Annotated in this window: 14 protein-coding genes; 7 read left to right on the top strand and 7 right to left on the bottom strand. The window is 67.7% G+C overall.

The genetic code is table 11. The features are described 5' to 3' along the window. Window positions 1–97: 97 nt before the first annotated feature. From WME89_RS19750 to WME89_RS19765, 4 genes are all read right to left on the bottom strand, one after another. Window positions 98–472, bottom strand: a complete 375-nt coding sequence (locus WME89_RS19750) for a hypothetical protein (protein WP_438010670.1) — start codon at window positions 470–472, stop codon at window positions 98–100. Between the two features lie 376 nt (window positions 473–848). After that, the gene (locus tag WME89_RS19755; protein ID WP_438010671.1) at window positions 849–1,709 is read right to left on the bottom strand and encodes an SDR family NAD(P)-dependent oxidoreductase; all 861 of its coding nucleotides are present in this window, start codon (window positions 1,707–1,709) and stop codon (window positions 849–851) included. Window positions 1,710–1,806: 97 nt separating this feature from the next. Continuing rightward, on the bottom strand, window positions 1,807–2,514 hold the full coding sequence (locus tag WME89_RS19760) for a hypothetical protein (protein ID WP_438010672.1): 708 nt from the start codon (window positions 2,512–2,514) through the stop codon (window positions 1,807–1,809). A gap of 19 nt (window positions 2,515–2,533) precedes the next feature. Beyond that, window positions 2,534–3,616, bottom strand: coding sequence for a hypothetical protein (locus WME89_RS19765; protein ID WP_438010673.1), 1,083 nt, complete (start codon window positions 3,614–3,616; stop codon window positions 2,534–2,536). 675 nt (window positions 3,617–4,291) lie between these two features. Here WME89_RS19765 and WME89_RS19770 point away from each other — a divergent pair. The 7 genes from WME89_RS19770 (at window position 4,292) to WME89_RS19800 (ending at window position 15,623) form a co-directional block, all read left to right on the top strand. Then, window positions 4,292–5,125, top strand: coding sequence for a calcium-binding protein (locus WME89_RS19770; RefSeq protein WP_438010674.1), 834 nt, complete (start codon window positions 4,292–4,294; stop codon window positions 5,123–5,125). A 288-nt stretch (window positions 5,126–5,413) separates the two neighbouring features. Next, window positions 5,414–6,199 carry an SMP-30/gluconolactonase/LRE family protein gene (locus WME89_RS19775; RefSeq protein WP_438010675.1) on the top strand — a complete coding sequence of 262 codons (786 nt, stop codon included), beginning with the start codon at window positions 5,414–5,416 and terminating at the stop codon, window positions 6,197–6,199. Window positions 6,200–6,426: 227 nt separating this feature from the next. After that, window positions 6,427–7,380 carry an ArsR/SmtB family transcription factor gene (locus WME89_RS19780; protein ID WP_438010676.1) on the top strand — a complete coding sequence of 318 codons (954 nt, stop codon included), beginning with the start codon at window positions 6,427–6,429 and terminating at the stop codon, window positions 7,378–7,380. Window positions 7,381–7,382: 2 nt separating this feature from the next. Then, on the top strand, window positions 7,383–11,222 hold the full coding sequence (metH, locus tag WME89_RS19785; RefSeq protein WP_438010677.1) for a methionine synthase: 3,840 nt from the start codon (window positions 7,383–7,385) through the stop codon (window positions 11,220–11,222). Window positions 11,223–11,355: 133 nt separating this feature from the next. Next, window positions 11,356–13,050: a DUF2330 domain-containing protein gene (locus tag WME89_RS19790; RefSeq protein ID WP_438010678.1), complete on the top strand. Its 1,695-nt coding sequence runs from the start codon at window positions 11,356–11,358 to the stop codon at window positions 13,048–13,050. A gap of 11 nt (window positions 13,051–13,061) precedes the next feature. After that, window positions 13,062–13,550 (top strand): hypothetical protein, encoded by a 489-nt coding sequence (locus WME89_RS19795; RefSeq protein WP_438010679.1) that lies wholly within the window; start codon window positions 13,062–13,064, stop codon window positions 13,548–13,550. A 42-nt stretch (window positions 13,551–13,592) separates the two neighbouring features. After that, window positions 13,593–15,623 (top strand): hypothetical protein, encoded by a 2,031-nt coding sequence (locus tag WME89_RS19800; RefSeq protein WP_438010680.1) that lies wholly within the window; start codon window positions 13,593–13,595, stop codon window positions 15,621–15,623. A gap of 109 nt (window positions 15,624–15,732) precedes the next feature. Here the strand turns inward: WME89_RS19800 and WME89_RS19805 are convergent, their stop codons facing one another. The 3 genes from WME89_RS19805 to WME89_RS19815 are packed head-to-tail and all read right to left on the bottom strand — an operon-like array spanning window position 15,733 to window position 16,771. Then, window positions 15,733–15,951, bottom strand: coding sequence for a hypothetical protein (locus tag WME89_RS19805; protein WP_438011949.1), 219 nt, complete (start codon window positions 15,949–15,951; stop codon window positions 15,733–15,735). 47 nt (window positions 15,952–15,998) lie between these two features. Beyond that, complete coding sequence (locus tag WME89_RS19810) at window positions 15,999–16,445, bottom strand: SRPBCC family protein (RefSeq protein ID WP_438010681.1); 447 nt, start codon at window positions 16,443–16,445, stop codon at window positions 15,999–16,001. Next, window positions 16,442–16,771, bottom strand: coding sequence for an ArsR/SmtB family transcription factor (locus WME89_RS19815; RefSeq protein ID WP_438010682.1), 330 nt, complete (start codon window positions 16,769–16,771; stop codon window positions 16,442–16,444). The genes WME89_RS19810 and WME89_RS19815 overlap by 4 nt, the downstream gene beginning before the upstream one ends. Window positions 16,772–16,826: the final 55 nt, after the last annotated feature.

Raw genomic sequence — 16,826 nt, forward strand, 5'->3', positions numbered from 1 at the left:
TCCGCCCGGCAGGCCGGCGCGCGAACGGCGGAGCACGCTCCCGGCGCCACGCGGGCGCCACCGGCTCGCCGCGGGGGCGTCGGTGGAGCTCCGCCGGTCAGGCCACGCCGTACAGGACGCGCTGGCGGAGCACGTCCTGCAGCGCGCGCTCGAAAAGGACGCGGGACGGGTGGACCGTCAGCTTCCGGATCGCGGCGTTCGCGACCTGAACCCCGAAGTGAACGGACCTGGAGTTCAGGAGAAAGTGCCCTCCCTCGACCGCGTGGAGGACAGAGGTCGTCGCCTCGGTCAGCCGCGTGCGCGAGGCGTGCTCGTAGTCGGTCATCGACTCCCAGTCGTTGAAGACGAGGATCCGGCGATCCTCGGCGACCCGGCGCAACATCGCCTCCTCGATCGCCGCGGCTCCGTCCTCCACCAGCTTCCCGGTGACGCATGTGACGATCAGCCCCGGGGCAGGGCACCAGATCTTCACGGTGCCATCGAGACACCAATGACTCTGCAGTGGCTGTTCAGGGAAGGTCAGCATGGTGAGCGCGATAGGATGTGGCGTGGATGACTATCTGTTGAAGACATTATAGCAAGATCTCAACGGAGGACCCAAGAAACCGACACCACGCCTCGAGATCGGGTGGCTTGTTGCGCTGAGACTTCCGATCAGCACGTCAATTTGAAATGCCGATTCCCGGATGCGGCACAACGCACGTAGATTTCCCCTGATACGGTACGTGAGACCAAGGGCTCGGTCGCGCCGCGGTCCGCGTCCGAGGTGCAGCGCTTCGAGATGTCGTGGGGGGAGAGCCGAGTCGTCGGCGGCCAGCGGGCCGCTCTCGAGCCGGAGGTCGCGAGCGTCAGGGCTTCGCCGCGCCCGCCATGTACTCCGCGAACGCTTCGGCGTGATCGGGGTGCCACCGGGACAGCGCGGGGCGGTTCCGGATCAGGTCGTCGGCGGCCCACTGTATGCGGCGCTCGTCGATCTCGCGCGTGACCGCGTTGTCGGGGCATACGATGTAGAAATTCCCGCGACCCATGTTGTCGATCATGAAATCGACGACCTGGTCGGCGGTCCATGCCTCCGCGGGCTTCTCCGGGCCGCGCGCGGTCATTCCGGTGTAGGTGTAGCCCGGGATCAGCAGGTGGGCGGTGATCTTCGAGCCGGCGACGTTGCGCAGCTCGTGCGCGAGCTGCTCGGTCAGCACCTTCACGCCGGCCTTGCTCACGTTGTAGGCAGCGTCGCCCGGCGGGGTGGTGATGCCCTGCTTCGAGCCCGTGTTGACGATGGCGCCGGGGGTGCCTTGCGCGAGCATCGCCTCGGTGAACGCCTGCACGCCGTGGATCACGCCCCAGAGGTTGACCTCGATGAGGTGTCGCCAGCGGTCGTAGCTCTGCCAGGGCTTGCCGCCGCCGCCCACCCCGGCGTTGTTCATCAGCACGGCCACCTCGCCGAACGCCTCGTAGGCGACCTGCTTCAGGCGTTGCACGTCGTCCAGCCTGGCGACGTCGGTCGGCACGGCCCGCACGTCGTCCTTGCCGCCGGCCGCGACGGCGGCCACGCCTGCGGCCGCCTCGTGCAGCGCCGGCCCGTCGAGGTCGGCGAGGCAGACCTTCAGGCCCATGCGCGCGAAGCGGCGGGCGGCGGCGAGGCCGATGCCGCTCGCCGCGCCGGTCACCACGGCCACGCGGCCGGGCGTCAATGCGGGATGGTCATTCACTGGGGATCTCCATCATGCGTTGGGCGCGCCAGCAGGTGGCGCGACGGTCGCGGCGAGTGTAAGGGGCGTCGGCGCGCTCAGCCACCGTGAATCCGGCTCAGCCCGCGCCGCACGCCATCAGGTGCTGGAGGGCGACGAGCATCATCACGCCGAGCGCGAAGCAGCCGAACCCACGGCGCCCGCCCCTACGGCCTGTTCCCACCGTCTGCAGGGCCACCTCGCCGCGCGCCGCCGGGGACTTTTTTTTTACCGTCGGCGCCCGCCTCCACCGCGACGGCGCCGCCTCGCCGTCGGCCAGCGAGAGCGCGGGCGTGCGCTTCACGATCGCCATCGCGCTCGCCGCCCGGCTCACCTGATGATCCCGCTTCCAGGCGCGGATCTGCTCCTCTGGCAGCCCGAACACCTCGCCTGAGCCGTACGTCGCCGCGAGCCCGGCGAGCACGCGAAGGTGCCAGTCGGCGGGGACCGCCCCGGGCAGCGCCTCGACCGCCTCCGGCGCGACAGGAGGGAACCAGACCGCGAAGTGCTGCACCGGCCGCCCGGTCCAGTCCTTCCGCGCCGGATCGAGGAACCGCGCCGCCACATAGGCAAACACGCCCGGCTCCCTCGGCCCCTGTTCGTGGATCTCGAGCAGGCCATAGCGGAGCTCGCCGGCGGCCGCGTCCGCGTCGCCGACGATGGCCTCGAGCGTCGTGAGCCAGGCGGGGAGCGCCGGGGTCTCGGGCACGCAGATGAACTCGTAATCCCAGTGCTCGCCGCGCGTCCTCCAGAGGAGCCGCGATGTCTCGACGAGGAGGGCCGGCACGGGCGCGAGCATAACAGCGCTACTGGTTCTGGTGGTAGGCCCGCAGCCCCTCTTCGTCGCGAAGGGCCGCCACCATCCCGGTCAGGACCGCCTTGAACGTGTCGCCCCGCCGGAGCGCGTCCTCGCGTACCTTCTTGAGCCGGTCGACCCGCGTGCTCGCGAAGTCCTTGAACGACACGAATCTCAGGATCTTGCTGACGATCTGGTATCTCTTCGGCAGGAAGTCGTCCACGGAGTCCACGAACTGCACGAGATCGCGCAGCCCCTGGAAGAACGTCTCCTTCGCCGACTTCTCCTTTCGCGTCGCCTGCGCCTCGCGGACCGCGCCCTCGACCGTGCTCACCAGGATCGCGGGGGCGAGGGTGCGCACGCCGAGCGACGTCCGCGGGTCGACCTGCGCGTCGGCTGGCGCGGCGACCGACGAGAGCAGCATGAAGCGGTGCCCGAACGCCTGCTCGGCGCGGAGCACGGAGCAGAGCTTCGCGAGCTGATCGTCGGCGTCGCGGCAGACCTCGCGCTCGAAGTCGCGCGCGCCGTAGTCCGGCGGGAAGAGATCCGCCTTGCTGAGGGCGAGGATCCACTCGCGCGGGAAGCTCACCTCGTCGCCCGTGGCGGCGCTCGTCCGGCGCAGCCGGTCGCACTCGTCCGCGAAGTGCTCGAACAGCCAGCGGATGTACCCGGTGCCCTCGCTCCGGTACTTCGCGCCGTCCGCGAGGAGGATGCCCACCTGGCTCATGCCGAGCTTGAGCAGGCCCTGGCGCATCGCTTCCCGCTCCTCCGCGTCGACCGGCTCGTCCTCCCACCACCGTCCGGGGTAGTCGTACCAGTGAACGCGGACCGCCGCCTCGGGCAGGTCCCTCGGGAAGAAGTCGAACTCGATCTCGTCGAAGCGCGTGCTGCCCTCCGGGAACTTGCCCTCCTCGAGGCGATAGAAGCGGCCGAGGAGCTGGTTGCCCTGCGCCTTGTTGACCGCCTGGATCTTGTACGCGTACTCCTCCTGGAACGAGGGCTGGGTCTGCGCCCTGTAGAAAGCTGCCAGGAGAACGGTCTTGCCGGCGCCGGAAGCGCCGAACACGGCGACGTGCAGGTCGAGGGGCGGCATGCAGGGATGCGATACGGGAGCCCGCGGCCCGGCACAAGCGCCGGCGCGCGCGGCCTCGACCCGGCCGCGCTGGGACCTCGCGCCCGGCCTGCTGCACAGCCCGCCCGGTCGCCAGCGCCATGTCCGTCACGACCGGCGGCACCTCCACGACGAGCCCAGCGTGCCGTGGACCACCGCCCACGGCGACCCGCGGCCCGTTCCATCAGGGGCGCTTCATCGCTGATATCGTGGGCCATGCTCGCCGTCAATTCGGGCAGGAGGCCCGGAGCGCGAGCTCGCCCGGGCGTCGCGTCGGTCGCGTCGGTCGCGTCGGTCGCGTCGGTCGCGTCGGTCGCGTCGATTGCGTCCAGGCGATCCCTGTCTCGGCTCTCTTCGAGAGCCCGACCGTCGAGGGGCTCGCCGGAGCGATCCGCGGCGACCGCCCTGGCGCGGTAGCGACCCCATCCCCGGAGCGCGCCGTGCCCAGGAAGCGTGCCAATCTGGGCCGGACCGCCTGGCGCATGCTGGGCGAATCTTGGCACAAAATGTCACCGCATCTGCGAAACCTGGCGAAATTCCAGCGCATTCTGGATGGTCCGGAGCATGCTGATCCGGGCCATCATGAACATCGAGATGGCAAGGCGAGCGGTTGTGGTCGGGGTGCTGGGGGCGTGTGCGTCCCTCGTGGTGGGATGCATGGCCGAGGTCGTGGACGGAACCGATCAAGCGCAGGATGAAGTGAAAGAAGAAGAGGTGAAAGAAGAAGAGGTGAAAGAAGAAGAGGTGACCGCCTGCTGGGCTGACTTCGGCCCCGAGGCGCCCGGCGAATGCACCATCGGCGAGGAGCGGGCATGTGATGACTACGATTCCATGGGTCCGACGGGGTTTTGCCGTGAAAAGTGCGTGAACATCGACGGCGAGGCCGTCTGGGGGCTCAAGACGTACGACTACCAGTGCCCTTTCTATGACTCCGCGTGGTACCTCAACACGGATGGATGTGAATGCGTCACGCCTCTCGTGCTCTCCTTCGACAATCGCTCGGTGGAGTTCACCGCCGGAGCGGGCGCCGCCTTCGATCTGACCGGCACCGGCGTGTGCCACGCGAGCGATTGGCCCACCTCGGCGACGCCCTGGCTCGCGCTCGATCGCGACGGCGACGGCGTCATCCGTGATGGAGGCGAGCTCTTCGGCTCGGCCACGCGGCTGGAGGGCGGGGGGTTCGCGAAGAACGGCTTCGAAGCGCTGCGGGACCTCGACGCGGATCACAACGGCGTCTTCGACAAGCAGGATCCGGCGTTCGCCAGGGTGGTCGTATGGTCGGATAGAAACCTCGATCGGACGAGCGAGCCGAGCGAGATCAAGCCCCTCGAGGCGATCGGCCTGACGTCGATCGACCTCCACGACTCCCGCGATATGCGCTGCGACGCGCGCGGCAACTGCGAGGGCGAGCGGAGCGCTTTTGCCTTCACGGACGCCGCGGGCACGGCGCGCCGGGGAACGGTGATCGATGTGTACATGTCTCTTCGATGAGCGCTGCCGCTGCGAGGAGCTTGACCGCCGGATGGCGTCTGGACTTTCATGGCCTCCATGGCACGGCTCCCCGGCACGTTCACGTCCGTCGTCGTTGTGGCCGCGATGGCATCCTGCGGGGGCGAGGCTCCTCCGCGCGCGCTGGCACCGGCGGCTTCTGCTCCTTCCGCCGCGCCCGCGGCGGCGAGCAGCGTCGAATCCCCGCCTGCGCCTCCGTCAGCTCCCGCTGCGCCCAGCTCGCCCAGGCTCACCGCGCCGCGCCCGGTCGCCACGTACACCGGCTTCGCCATGCCGGAGAGCGTGCTGTACGACGCGGACAACGACCGCTACCTCGTCTCGAACGTCAACGGCAATCCGAGCGACAGGGACAACAACGGCTTCATCTCCGTGCTCTCGCCCGACGGTCAGGTGACGAACCTGAGGTGGATCGAGGGCGGCAAGAACAAGGTCAAGCTCGACGCGCCGACGGGCTCCGCGATCGTGAAGGGCGTGCTCTACGTGGCCGACCTCAAGACCGTCCGGATGTTCGACCTCACGACCGGGGCGCCGAAGGGTGAGATCGCCATCCCCGGCGTGACGTTGCTGAACGACGTCGCGGCGGCTCCGGACGGCACGGTCTACGTGTCCGACTCCGGCTTCACGATCGGCGCGACCGGCAACCTCGAGGCGACGTCGAGCGACGCCGTGTACGTCATCGAGAAGGGCAAGGCCAGGCTGCTGGCGAAGACCACCGACATGCACATGCCGAACGGCATCGCGTGGACGGACAAGGGGCTCGTGGTTTGCTCGAGCGGCGCTCCCGAGGTCTTCCGCCTCGACGAGAAGGGCGCCAGGCAGGACGTGACCACCACAGCGCCCGGCGGCCGCCTCGACGGCCTGGTCTCCGTCGGAGACTCGCTCCTCGTGACCAGCCACGAGGCGTCGGCGGTGCTTCGCGGGAAGCTCGGCGGACCCTTCGAGATCGCGATTCCCGAGCAGAAGACGCCCACGGACATCGGCTACGACACGAAGCGCGGACGCGTCCTCGTGCCGCACGTGATGGAGGACAGGGTCGACGTCCACGAGCTGAAGTGAGCCGCGGGCGAGAGATCCCAGGCCCGGAGGCGAGGTGCCCACGCGCTCCGCGTCGCTCGCGGAGCCGTGGATCGACATGCTGAAGGGCTGAACAGCGACGGTCCGAGGTCCTGCCGGTGTTCCGGGCTCAGCTCGGCGGCCAGCGCACGGTGCTCCTCGGGTACCGGCGCGCTTGACTCCGGAGGTCGGGGGTTCTATTACATTCGCGCATCGAGATACAGGGATACATGGGTCTTTCCGAGTACATCGAGGTGCTGAACCTCCTCGGGGACGAGAGCCGGATACGGCTCTGCGTGCTCCTCCGCGAGCGCGAGCTGCGGGTGACGGATCTGGTTCGCGTGACGGGCATCGCGCAGTCGCGCGTCTCGACGCACCTCGGGCGGCTCCGCGAGGCAGGGTTCGTCCGGGATCGGCGCCAGGGACCGCAGTCGTTCTACACGCTCGCGGTCGACACCCTGCCCGGGACCGCGAAGGCCCTCCTCGATGACGCCACGAAATCGGCCGACCCGACCCTGGAAGGCGACCAGCGGCGCCTCCTGGAGCTCGACGCCGAGCGGCGCGGTGGGCTCCCGGAGTCCTTCGCCGGCGAGATGGAGAAGCACTACTCCCCGGGCCGCACGTGGCAGTCGCTCGCGGCCGGCATCGCCGCATTGCTGCGCCTCGGCGACGTCCTCGACGTCGGATCGGGCGACGGCGCGGCGGCCGGCTCGCTCGCACCTTACTGCCGCTCGCTCACCTGCATCGACTCGAGCAGCCGGATGATCGAGTCCGCGAAGGAGCGCTTCTCGACCCGGCCCCACGTCCGCGCCCAGGTCGCCGATGTCCACGATCTGCCGTTCCAGGACGCCTCCTTCGACTCGGTCCTCGTGTTTCACACGCTGACCTATGCCGAGCGCCCGCCGCAGGTGCTGGAGGAGTGCGCCCGCGTGCTCCGCCCGGGCGGACGGGTGGTGATCCTGTCGCTCGACGCGCACCAGCAGCGGGAGGTCACCGCGCCCTACGGCGAGCGCCACCCCGGCTTCTCGCCCTCCGACATCCGCGCCATGCTCACCCGCGTGAGGCTCGATGTCGTCATGTCCGATATCGCCTGCCGCGAGGCGAAAAAGCCACATTTTCAGGTCGTGCTCGCCATCGCCGACAAGCCGACCCCGGGTCCATCCAAGAGCGCCAAGCGAGGCTGATCATGCTGTCCAACAACCCCACGCCTCCCCTTCATCCACTCCAGAAGCTCCTCCAGAGCCGCGTCGCCATCATCGACGGGGCGATGGGGACGACCATCCGCACCTACGGGATGAAGGAAGCGGACATCCGGGGCAAGCGATTCGCGGACTCGAAGAAAGACCTGCTGAACAACGGCGATCTGTTCACGCTCACGCAGCCGGACATGATCTGCGATATCCACCGGCGGTTCCTCGAGGCCGGCGCGGACATCATCGAGACGAACACCTTCGGCGCGACGAGCATCACCCAGAGCGAGTTCTTCGTGGACGACCCGCGGGAGCACGGCGGGCGGAAGGATCCAGCCTTCTATCAGAAGATCATCGACGACCCGTTCCTCAACGACCTCGCCTGGGAGATCAACGAGCAGTCCGCGCGGCAGTGCCGCGAATGGGCGGATCGCGTGGCGAACGCCGACGGGCGGCAGCGGTTCGTCGCGGGCGCCATCGGCCCGCTCACCGTCTCCCTGTCCAACTCCCCGGACGCCGACGACCCCGGTTTCCGCGTCGTGACGTTCGATCAGGTGAAACAAGCGTACGTCCACCAGATCCGCGCCTTGATCGCCGGCGGCTCCGACGTGCTGCTGGTCGAGACCATCTTCGACTCGCTCAACGCGAAGGCCGCGCTCGTCGCCATTCGAGAGGTGTTCGACAAGGACGGCAAGACGCTGCCGGTGATGATCTCGGCGGCGGTCGGGCGCGGCGGAGAGACGATGATCTCCGCGCAGACGGTCGAGGCGTTCTGGAACGCGGTGAAGCACGTGAACCCGCTCGCCGTCGGGCTGAACTGCTCGCTCGGCCCGGACCTGATGTACCCGTTCCTGTCCGACCTCTCGGAGAAGTCCAGCGCCGCGATCTCCTGCTACCCGAACGCCGGCCTGCCGAACCCGCTCTCGCCCACGGGCTTCGATCTGGAGCCGGCGGACATGGCGCGCCACATCGACGGCTTCGTGGAGGCAGGCCTCCTCAACATCGCCGGCGGCTGCTGCGGCAACACGCCCGAGCACATCGCGGCCATCGCCAAGGCGGTCGCCGGCAAGCCCCCGCGCGCCCTCGACCCGAAGCCTTCCCCTGACACCCCGCCCGCCGGCGCGCCCTCGTCCGGCCCGCCGATCCCCCTGCGCCTGTCCGGCTCGCAGCCGTTCACGCAGCAGCCCGGCGTCTACATGATCCTGGGCGAGCGCACCAACGTCGCCGGGTCGCCGAAGTTCGCGAAGCTCATCAAGGAAGGGAAATTCGAGGAAGCGGTGAGCGTGGCGCGCCAGCAGGTCGAGAACGGCGCCAACGTCGTCGACATCTGCATGGACGAGGGCATGATCGACGGCGTCTCCGCGATGACGCGCTTCTTGCTGCTCCTGGCCAGCGAGCCCGAGGTGGCGAAGGTCCCGTTCATGGTGGACTCGTCGAAATGGGAGGTCATCGAGGCAGGCCTCAGGTGCATGCAAGGCAAGGGCATCGTGAACTCCATCTCCCTCAAGGAGGGTGAGGCGAAGTTCCGCGAGAACGCGAGGACCATCCTCAAGTACGGCGCCGCCGTCGTGGTCATGGCCTTCGACGAGCAAGGGCAGGCCGCCACCTACCAGGACAAGATCCGGATCTGCAAGCGGGCGTATGACATCCTCGTCGACGAGGTGGGGTTTCCTCCCGAGGACATCATCTTCGATCCGAACATCCTCACCGTCGCCACCGGCATGGAGGAGCACAACAACTACGCCGTCGACTTCATCGAGGCCACCCGCTGGATCAAGGCAAACCTGCCGCACGCCAAGGTCAGCGGCGGCGTGTCGAACATCTCGTTCAGCTTTCGCGGCAACAACCGGGTGCGCGAGGCCATGCACTCGGCGTTCCTCTACCATGCCATCCAGGCGGGCATGGACATGGGCATCGTCAACGCGGGCATGCTCGAGGTGTACGAGGAGATCGAGCCGGAGCTCCGCGAGCTCGTCGAGGACGTCCTGCTCAACCGGCGTCCGGACGCCACGGAGCGGCTGGTCGATTTCGGCGAAGCGCTGAAGGCCAAGAGCGCCGGCGCCACCGCGACCGAGAAGAAGGAAGAGGAGTGGCGCAAAGGCGCCGTCGAGGAGCGGCTGTCGTACGCGCTGGTCAAGGGCATCGACACGTACATCGATGTCGACACCGAGGAGGCGCGCGCCAAGCTCGGCCGCCCGCTCTCCGTGATCGAGGGCCCTCTGATGGATGGAATGAGCGTCGTCGGAGATCTCTTCGGCGCCGGCAAGATGTTCCTCCCGCAGGTGGTGAAGTCGGCGCGCGTGATGAAGAAGGCCGTCGCGTACCTCACGCCGTTCATGGAGGTGGAGAAAGCGGCGATGGCCGCCGCCGGACAGGAGGTGAAGACGCAGGGAAAGATCGTCCTCGCCACGGTGAAGGGCGATGTCCACGACATCGGCAAGAACATCGTGGGTGTGGTGCTCGCGTGCAACAATTACGAGGTGATCGACATGGGCGTCATGGTCCCGTGCGAGAAGATCCTCGAGCGCGCGAAGCAGGAGAAGGCGGATCTGATCGGCCTGAGCGGGCTGATCACGCCGTCGCTCGACGAGATGATCCACGTCGCCCGCGAGATGGAGCGGCAGAACTTCAAGCTGCCGCTCTTGATCGGCGGGGCGACGACCAGCAAGGCGCACACCGCCGTGAAGGTGGCCCCGCATTACAGCGAGCCGGTCGTGCATGTGGTCGACGCGAGCCGCGCCGTGCCCGTCACGACGAGCCTCCTGAGCGACGAGGGCAAGCCGGCGTTCGTCGCCCAGCACCGCGCCGAGTACGAGAAGCTCCGGCGGCTCCACTCGGCGCCGAAGCACAAGCTCGTCTCCATCGAGGCCGCGCGCGCGAACCGGACGCGGATCGAGTGGCGCGCCGAGGATGTGCCGGCGCCCGAGTTCACCGGCGCGCGCGTGCTCGAGGACTTCCCGCTCGCCACCTTGCGCGAGTACATCGACTGGACGCCGTTCTTCCACACGTGGGAGCTGAAGGGCGTCTATCCGCGGATCCTGGAGCACGAGAAGTACGGCGAGCAGGCGCGCCAGCTCTTCTCCGAGGCGAACGCGCTGCTCGACACGATCATCGAGAAGAAGCTGCTGACGGCGCGCGGCGTGTATGGCTTCTTCGCCGCGAGCGCCGTGGGCGACGACGTGGAGGTTTACACGGACGCGACGCGCAAGGAGGTGCTCGAGCGGTTCCACTTCCTGCGCCAGCAGACGGCGAAGGAGGGCGGCGAGCCGAACCGGTCGCTCGCGGATTTCATCGCGCCCAGGGAGAGCGGCCTCCCGGACCACATCGCCGGTTTCGCGGTGACCGCCGGGATCGGCCTGAAGGAGCTGTGCGAGCGGTTCAGGGCGAGCTACGACGACTACAACGCCATCATGGCCGAGGCGATCGCCGATCGCCTGGCCGAGGCGTTCGCCGAGTGCCTGCACAAGCGGGTGCGCGACGAGTGGGGCTATGGCCGGCAGGAGGACCTGACGAAGAGCGAGCTCATCGAGGAGAAATACCGCGGCATCAGGCCGGCGGCTGGGTACCCTGCGTGCCCGGATCACACCGAGAAGGGCACGCTCTGGCGGCTGCTCGACGTCGAGAAGAGCACCGGCATCCGGATCACCGAGTCGTTCGCGATGTGGCCCGGCTCGAGCGTGAGCGGCCTGTACTTCGCGCACCCGGAGGCCCGGTACTTCAGCCTCGGAAAGATCGATCGTGACCAGGTGATCGACTACCACGCGCGCAAGGGCATGACCGTCGCCGAGGTCGAGCGCTGGCTCGGCCCGAACCTCAACTACGACGCATCGAGCTAGTCCCTCGTCGCCCAGGGACGAACCGTCCGGTCGCGCCCCGGCGCTGTACCGAGGAATCGCCTTGCTTTCCAGCGTGGCACTGGGTCTGCTTGGGGACGTCCGCCCGATCGGTCGGGCGAGGAGGTATCGGACCATGCGCAAGCTGTTGGCGGCTACGGTGATGGCGGCGGCGGCGCTGACGGCAGCGCCACGCCCTGCCGAGGCGTGCGGCGGATTCTTTTGCGGACGCCAGCCGGTGGACCAGACCGCGGAGCGGATCCTGTTCGCGACGAACCAGGACGGCTCGGTCACGATGGTGACGCAGATCCAGTATGCGGGCGCGGCGCCGGACTTCGCCTGGGTGGTTCCGCTCGCCGAGGTGCCGGCGGTGGAGAGCCTTGCCGTGTTCCCGCAGCTCGCGCTCACCGCCCTCGATACAGCGACGGGCCCGCAGTTCCAGTGGCCCGACGACCCGGGCTGCTACCCCCCCGTGTTCAACGCCGGGGGCGGGCCCACCGCGGGCGGCGTCGACGACGGCGGCGTCACGGTGCACGTCCGGGCAGAGGTAGGGCCGTACGACGTGGCCGTGATCGAGTCGACCGATCCCACGGCGCTCATCGACTGGCTTCGCGGCAACGGCTTCCGCGTCAACGACGCGATGGCGCCGTACATCCGCATCTATACGAGCGAGGGGATGAAGTTCCTCGCGCTGCGGCTCCAGCCGGACGCCGAGGTCAGCGACATCCAGCCGTTCCGCTTCACGCTCCCGTCGGGGTCGCCGTCGATCCCGATCCGGCTGACGGCGATCGCGGCCGAGCCGGAGATGGGCATCACCGTGATGCTCCTCGGCGACCGGCGCTACGGGCCGGCCAACTGGCCGGACGTCGAGATCGACGACGACCAGATCGTCTGGAGGCCGGACGCGTGGCCGATGCAGACGAACTGGACGGCGCTCGTCGCGCGCGGCGTCGACGAGGCCGGCGGTCGCGGCTTCGTCACGGAGATGAGCGGGCCGACGGCCAGCATCGCCGAGCAGGTCCGCAACACGATGACCTCGGACGATGCGCAGCTGGCCGCGCGCGACGCGCTGCTGCCGCTCCTGGAGGGCAACACGACCATCACGCGCCTCTATACCCGCCTGTCGCCCGAGGAGATGACCGTCGATCCGCTCTTCCGGCGCACCGACGGTCCCGAGGTATCGAACGTCCGCTTGCTCCCGCGCTATGTCGAAGGCCGCGACCTGTGCGTCGCCCCGGGCGCCGACGCTGCCGCCGCGTCGCCGTGCGACTTTGCGGCGTGCGGCGCGGGCGGCCTGTGCCGCATCGTCGAGGTCGCAGCCGGCTCCCAGCCCGTGGCCGCCTGCGCGTGCGTGCCCGGGACGACGGCGCGCACCACGTTCGATCCGTCGGGTCGCCCGACGGTGACCTGTCAGGACCTCCGCATGTCGTTCCTCAACCCGGGTGACCGGGCGCTCCCTGACGCGCCGCCGCTCGCGGATCCCTGTGCGACGTTCGATTGCGGCTCGAACGGCGAGTGCGTGCCCATGAACATGACGCCGACCTGCCGCTGCTCGACAGGTTATGTGGCGGTAGGCGCCATCGCCGACGACGGCAGCCGGGCGACGACCTGCGTGTTTCCCGACGAGCCCGTCCCCGCGTCCTTCTACAACGGGCGCGTTCCGCCGCTGCCCGATTCGCTGCCGGGTGGCCGACCGGTCGACGTGCCGCCGCCCGCCGTCGAGTCCGCGTCTGGCGGCTGCAACGCCGGCGGTCATGCTGGCGGCGCCTGCGGCCTCGGCGGCGCGCTGCTCGGGCTGCTGTTCGCCGTGCGTCGCCGCCGGCGCTCCTAGGGGTCCACGCCGTGGCCGGCTCGACCTCCGCCGCCGGTCTCGTCGTGCTCCTCGCGCTCGCTCCTGGCTGCGCTGGCGGGGGCGAGGCGCCGGCGCAGGGCATCGTCGAGCTCGGCACCGGCGAGTGGCAGTTCGAGCCGCTGGCCGACGGCCAGGAGGTCGAGCTCGCGCACGGCGCGCAGGGCGGCTGGCACCTGTGGACCAGCGTCCGGACGCTCGGCCTGGAGCCCGAGGGTGTCCAGCTCGAGGTCACGACGACCGTGATCGGCGACCCCTCCTCGGCGACGACCAGCCGGGGGAGGATCGAGCTCACGGAGCTCGAGGACGGCCGGTGCGAGTTCATCGGATGGCCGGCCGTGCTCCGCGAGCCTGCTTGCGCCATCGGCCATACCCTCCAGGTCAGGGGGGTGGTCCTCGACGCGCGAGGCGCTGTCGCGACCGGCGAGCGGCAGGTGCGCCCCCGATGGGGCGGCGACGAGACATGTGCTGGGCGGCCGTAGTCGGACTGATAGTTGGGCGCACAGACCTGAAGCTCGACATGTATGGCGAATAACGAGATAGATCTGCTAATCATTACAGCCACCAAAGACGAGTACGACGCAGTGCTTCGTGTCGAGGATGGCAGCGTGCCCGCAGACCGCTGGACCGAGTTCCAGGACGATCGCGGCCTTGGAACGGCCACGAGAGACTTCTTGGCCGCCGATGGCGGTGTCCTTGGGGTCGCCGTTACTCAGGCATTCGAGATGGGGGGACAAGCGACCACCTATGCGGCCGTCTCAGCCATACTGGCGCGGAGGCCGCGATGCCTGGCGATGTGCGGGGTATGCGCCGGACGACGTGGTATAGTATCGTTAGGCGACGTTGTGTTCGCTGATCGCGTGTGGACTTACGACACTGGCAAGATGGTGCGGGAGCGAGGACAGGACGGAGTGGAGAGAGAGCGGTTCTACGGTGACATGAAAACATGGAACCTGGACCCGAGATGGAAGCAAGCGGCGGAGAGGATGGTCATACCACCGTCGGCATCCTGGTTGGCTGAGCGACCGAAGCCGCTCGAAGAGCAGGCTATCTGGATTCTCTCGGAGCTATCTTCGGCCAGGAGTCCTCAGGCGTCGCCGGAACGCGCGCTGCGCTGCCCGAACTGGAGGGCTACGCTCGAGTACCTGCGCGCAAAACAATGGATCTCCGCTACCGGGCTCGCGCTGACCGATTCAGGACGGACCGCGCTCGACGAGCACCAGCTCATGAATCCGGATGGCGAAGCACCACAGACCGCGTTTCAGATTCACGTCGGGCCCATCGCCAGCGGCAACTCGGTGCGCGAAGACACCTCGGTCTTCGATCGGCTTTCAGCTTCGATGCGTAAGGTGATCGGCCTCGAGATGGAGGCTTCTGCTGTCGGAGCAATAGCAGAGCTCGGCCGTCTAGATTATTTCCTTGTGGGTAAAGGGGTCATGGACCATGCCGATGGCGAGAAAAATGACCACTTCAAGCCGTTCGCCGCGCGTGCCTCTGCTGAGTGTGTGATTGCCTTCGCGCGACAAAATCTCTCTTCGCGCGGGAGCGCGGCGCGCCGTGGAGCTGGATCGGCAGGCGGAGGCACAGCTGAAACCAAGATGGTGTCGTTCGAGCGAAATCCTCCGATCAAGTTGGAGGATTCCTATCTGGTGTGGGCACAAGAACGCGGAACAGGTGAATACGTCACCTTCGCAGTGCCGGCCGATGCAACAGCCGGCGCTCGCCGGGTGAGAATCTCTGGCCTCTTGCATGCGACCACGCAGCGCCTGTGGGAGCTCCGCAAGGAGCGCCGTCCTGTATGTATCTTGCCGGAGGACGTGCTCTCCCGATGGCTGGAGGATAGTAGAGAATTTTCCGCTCGTGATGCCCGAAAGGCCATTCATCTCGTCGATCTGGCGCTCGTCGAGCACGAGACGGGCCTTCGCATGCCGCTAGCCAGTACCGACCCAGCGCCGCTCGCGCACTGCGAATACTTTGAATACGACCGGTGCGTCACAATTCGCGGGTCAGTTGGTCCTTACTTTCTGGTGACACAAAGTGACTGGCGCTATGCTGGTGGCGCTCACCCTGACACGTCTTGTGAATTCATTGTCCTTGACGTCGATGATTGTTCCCGGGTCGACCAATGGTTGAGCGCGGAGGAGCGCGAGGATATCGAATCGCATGAAGGCGCGGTCGCAAGAGCATTGTTTGTGAAGCTACGAAATCATGAGTGGATGCTCGATGCTGCCGATGAAGGCCGTGTGCAGAGCGTGGACCTCGTTGCCGCAGAACCAGTGATCCACGACGCGGGATGGATTCAGCTTCGACTACAGTTCGCGACATTTACCTCATACGTCGGCTCCGACGGGCAGTGGTCTTCTTATTCTATTTCTGAGCATGTTCCCAGCAGGGATTTGCCACTGCTGTTTCGGCAGTACCGTGGCGTTCCGGGGCCTGTGCTGGAAATGTCGCGGTGCTTGGCGAAGGAAGATATGCGTCTGGGCGGCTGGTCAGTGATGGGTGCCAAGCATCCGGCGTGGTCGAGGCTTATCTTGCTGGCTCAATACCGGTAGACGGCTCGACGATGACGGTGCCCGACCGCGACGCTCCCGTCCTGGCGGGTATGAGGAGCCGTGAGCGAGCGACCGGCCGCAGCGCCTGACTCGTGCACCGAGGGGGCGCTCAGTCAGTACGTCGCCCGCGGCGCCACCTCGTGGCGTACGGCAGCACGAACAAGTACAGACCGCTGAACAGCAACAAGGCGAGCGGGAGCAGCGCCAGGAGGCCCACCCAGACCGGAGCCTTCTCCTGTCCCATGACGGCGATGTTGATGATGACGGCCACCGTGAAGGCGATGGACAGCCAGCGGTGGGTCTGCCGAACCCAGTTGTTCCAGCTCAACGGCACGTCCTCCGAAGACGAGCCCGAAGCCGATTGAAGTTGAGCGCTCATGGGTTCCTCTCGAGCAGGTCGACGAGCTTCTCGCCCATCATCCTCCAGCCGTAGCGCGCGCCGCCGAAGTTCTGCTTCTGCTCCGGCTTGAAGCCCGACTGCACGAGGGAGAGGCGGGTGCCCGACGCCGTGGGCGTGAGCGTGAAGGTCACGACGGTGTCAATCTCCATGTCGCCGACGACCCACGCGTAGCTGAGCTTCTTTTGCGCTTCGCTCTCGAGGACCCGGCAGTTCACGGTGCCGTCCCACCCGGGGTACGGCTGCGTCTTGAACGTGAACGCGGTCCCCGGCTCGGGCTTGAAACCGGCGACGGGCAGGAGCCACTCGGTGAGCAGCACGGGGTCGGTGATCGCGCGCCACACCTTCTCCGGCGAATGACGCAGATCGAACTCGAACGAAATGGAGTCGGTTTGCGATGAGGCGGTCTTGTCGATGAGGTTCACTCGTCCATGTTCTCCAGCAGTTGTTCAAGGCGATCGACGTGCTCCGTCCAGAAGGCGCGGTAATGCGCGATCCAGTCGATGAGCGGCTTCATCCCGCGCGGCTCCACCCGGTAGTAGACACAGCGCCCCTCGCGCCGGCCGTTCACCAGGCCGGCGTCCTTCAACGTGGCGAGGTGCTGCGAGACCGCCGGCTGCGAGATGTCGAAGCGCGCCGTGAGGTCCTTCACCGCCGCTTCGCCGCGCGTCAGCGCCTCGAAGATCGCCCGGCGGCTGGGGTCCGCCAGCGCCTGGAAGATCTTGTTCTCGGCCACCGCCGCGCTCTGCATGATCAACCATAAGCCAAGGCTTATGGTTGGTCAAGCGCGCAGATCCGGCCGCTCG

Source organism: Sorangium sp. So ce321 (assembly GCF_051530195.1).
GTDB lineage: Bacteria > Myxococcota_A > Polyangia > Polyangiales > Polyangiaceae > Sorangium.

Coding starts and splice junctions, on each gene's coding strand:
- WME89_RS19800 (WP_438010680.1), top strand. CDS start 13,593: ATGGCGAATAACGAGATAGATCTGCTAATCATTACAGCCACCAAAGAC.
- WME89_RS19780 (WP_438010676.1), top strand. CDS start 6,427: ATGGGTCTTTCCGAGTACATCGAGGTGCTGAACCTCCTCGGGGACGAG.
- WME89_RS19775 (WP_438010675.1), top strand. CDS start 5,414: ATGCCGGAGAGCGTGCTGTACGACGCGGACAACGACCGCTACCTCGTC.
- metH (WP_438010677.1), top strand. CDS start 7,383: ATGCTGTCCAACAACCCCACGCCTCCCCTTCATCCACTCCAGAAGCTC.
- WME89_RS19765 (WP_438010673.1), bottom strand. CDS start 3,616: ATGCCGCCCCTCGACCTGCACGTCGCCGTGTTCGGCGCTTCCGGCGCC.
- WME89_RS19790 (WP_438010678.1), top strand. CDS start 11,356: ATGCGCAAGCTGTTGGCGGCTACGGTGATGGCGGCGGCGGCGCTGACG.
- WME89_RS19770 (WP_438010674.1), top strand. CDS start 4,292: ATGGCCGAGGTCGTGGACGGAACCGATCAAGCGCAGGATGAAGTGAAA.
- WME89_RS19815 (WP_438010682.1), bottom strand. CDS start 16,771: ATGCAGAGCGCGGCGGTGGCCGAGAACAAGATCTTCCAGGCGCTGGCG.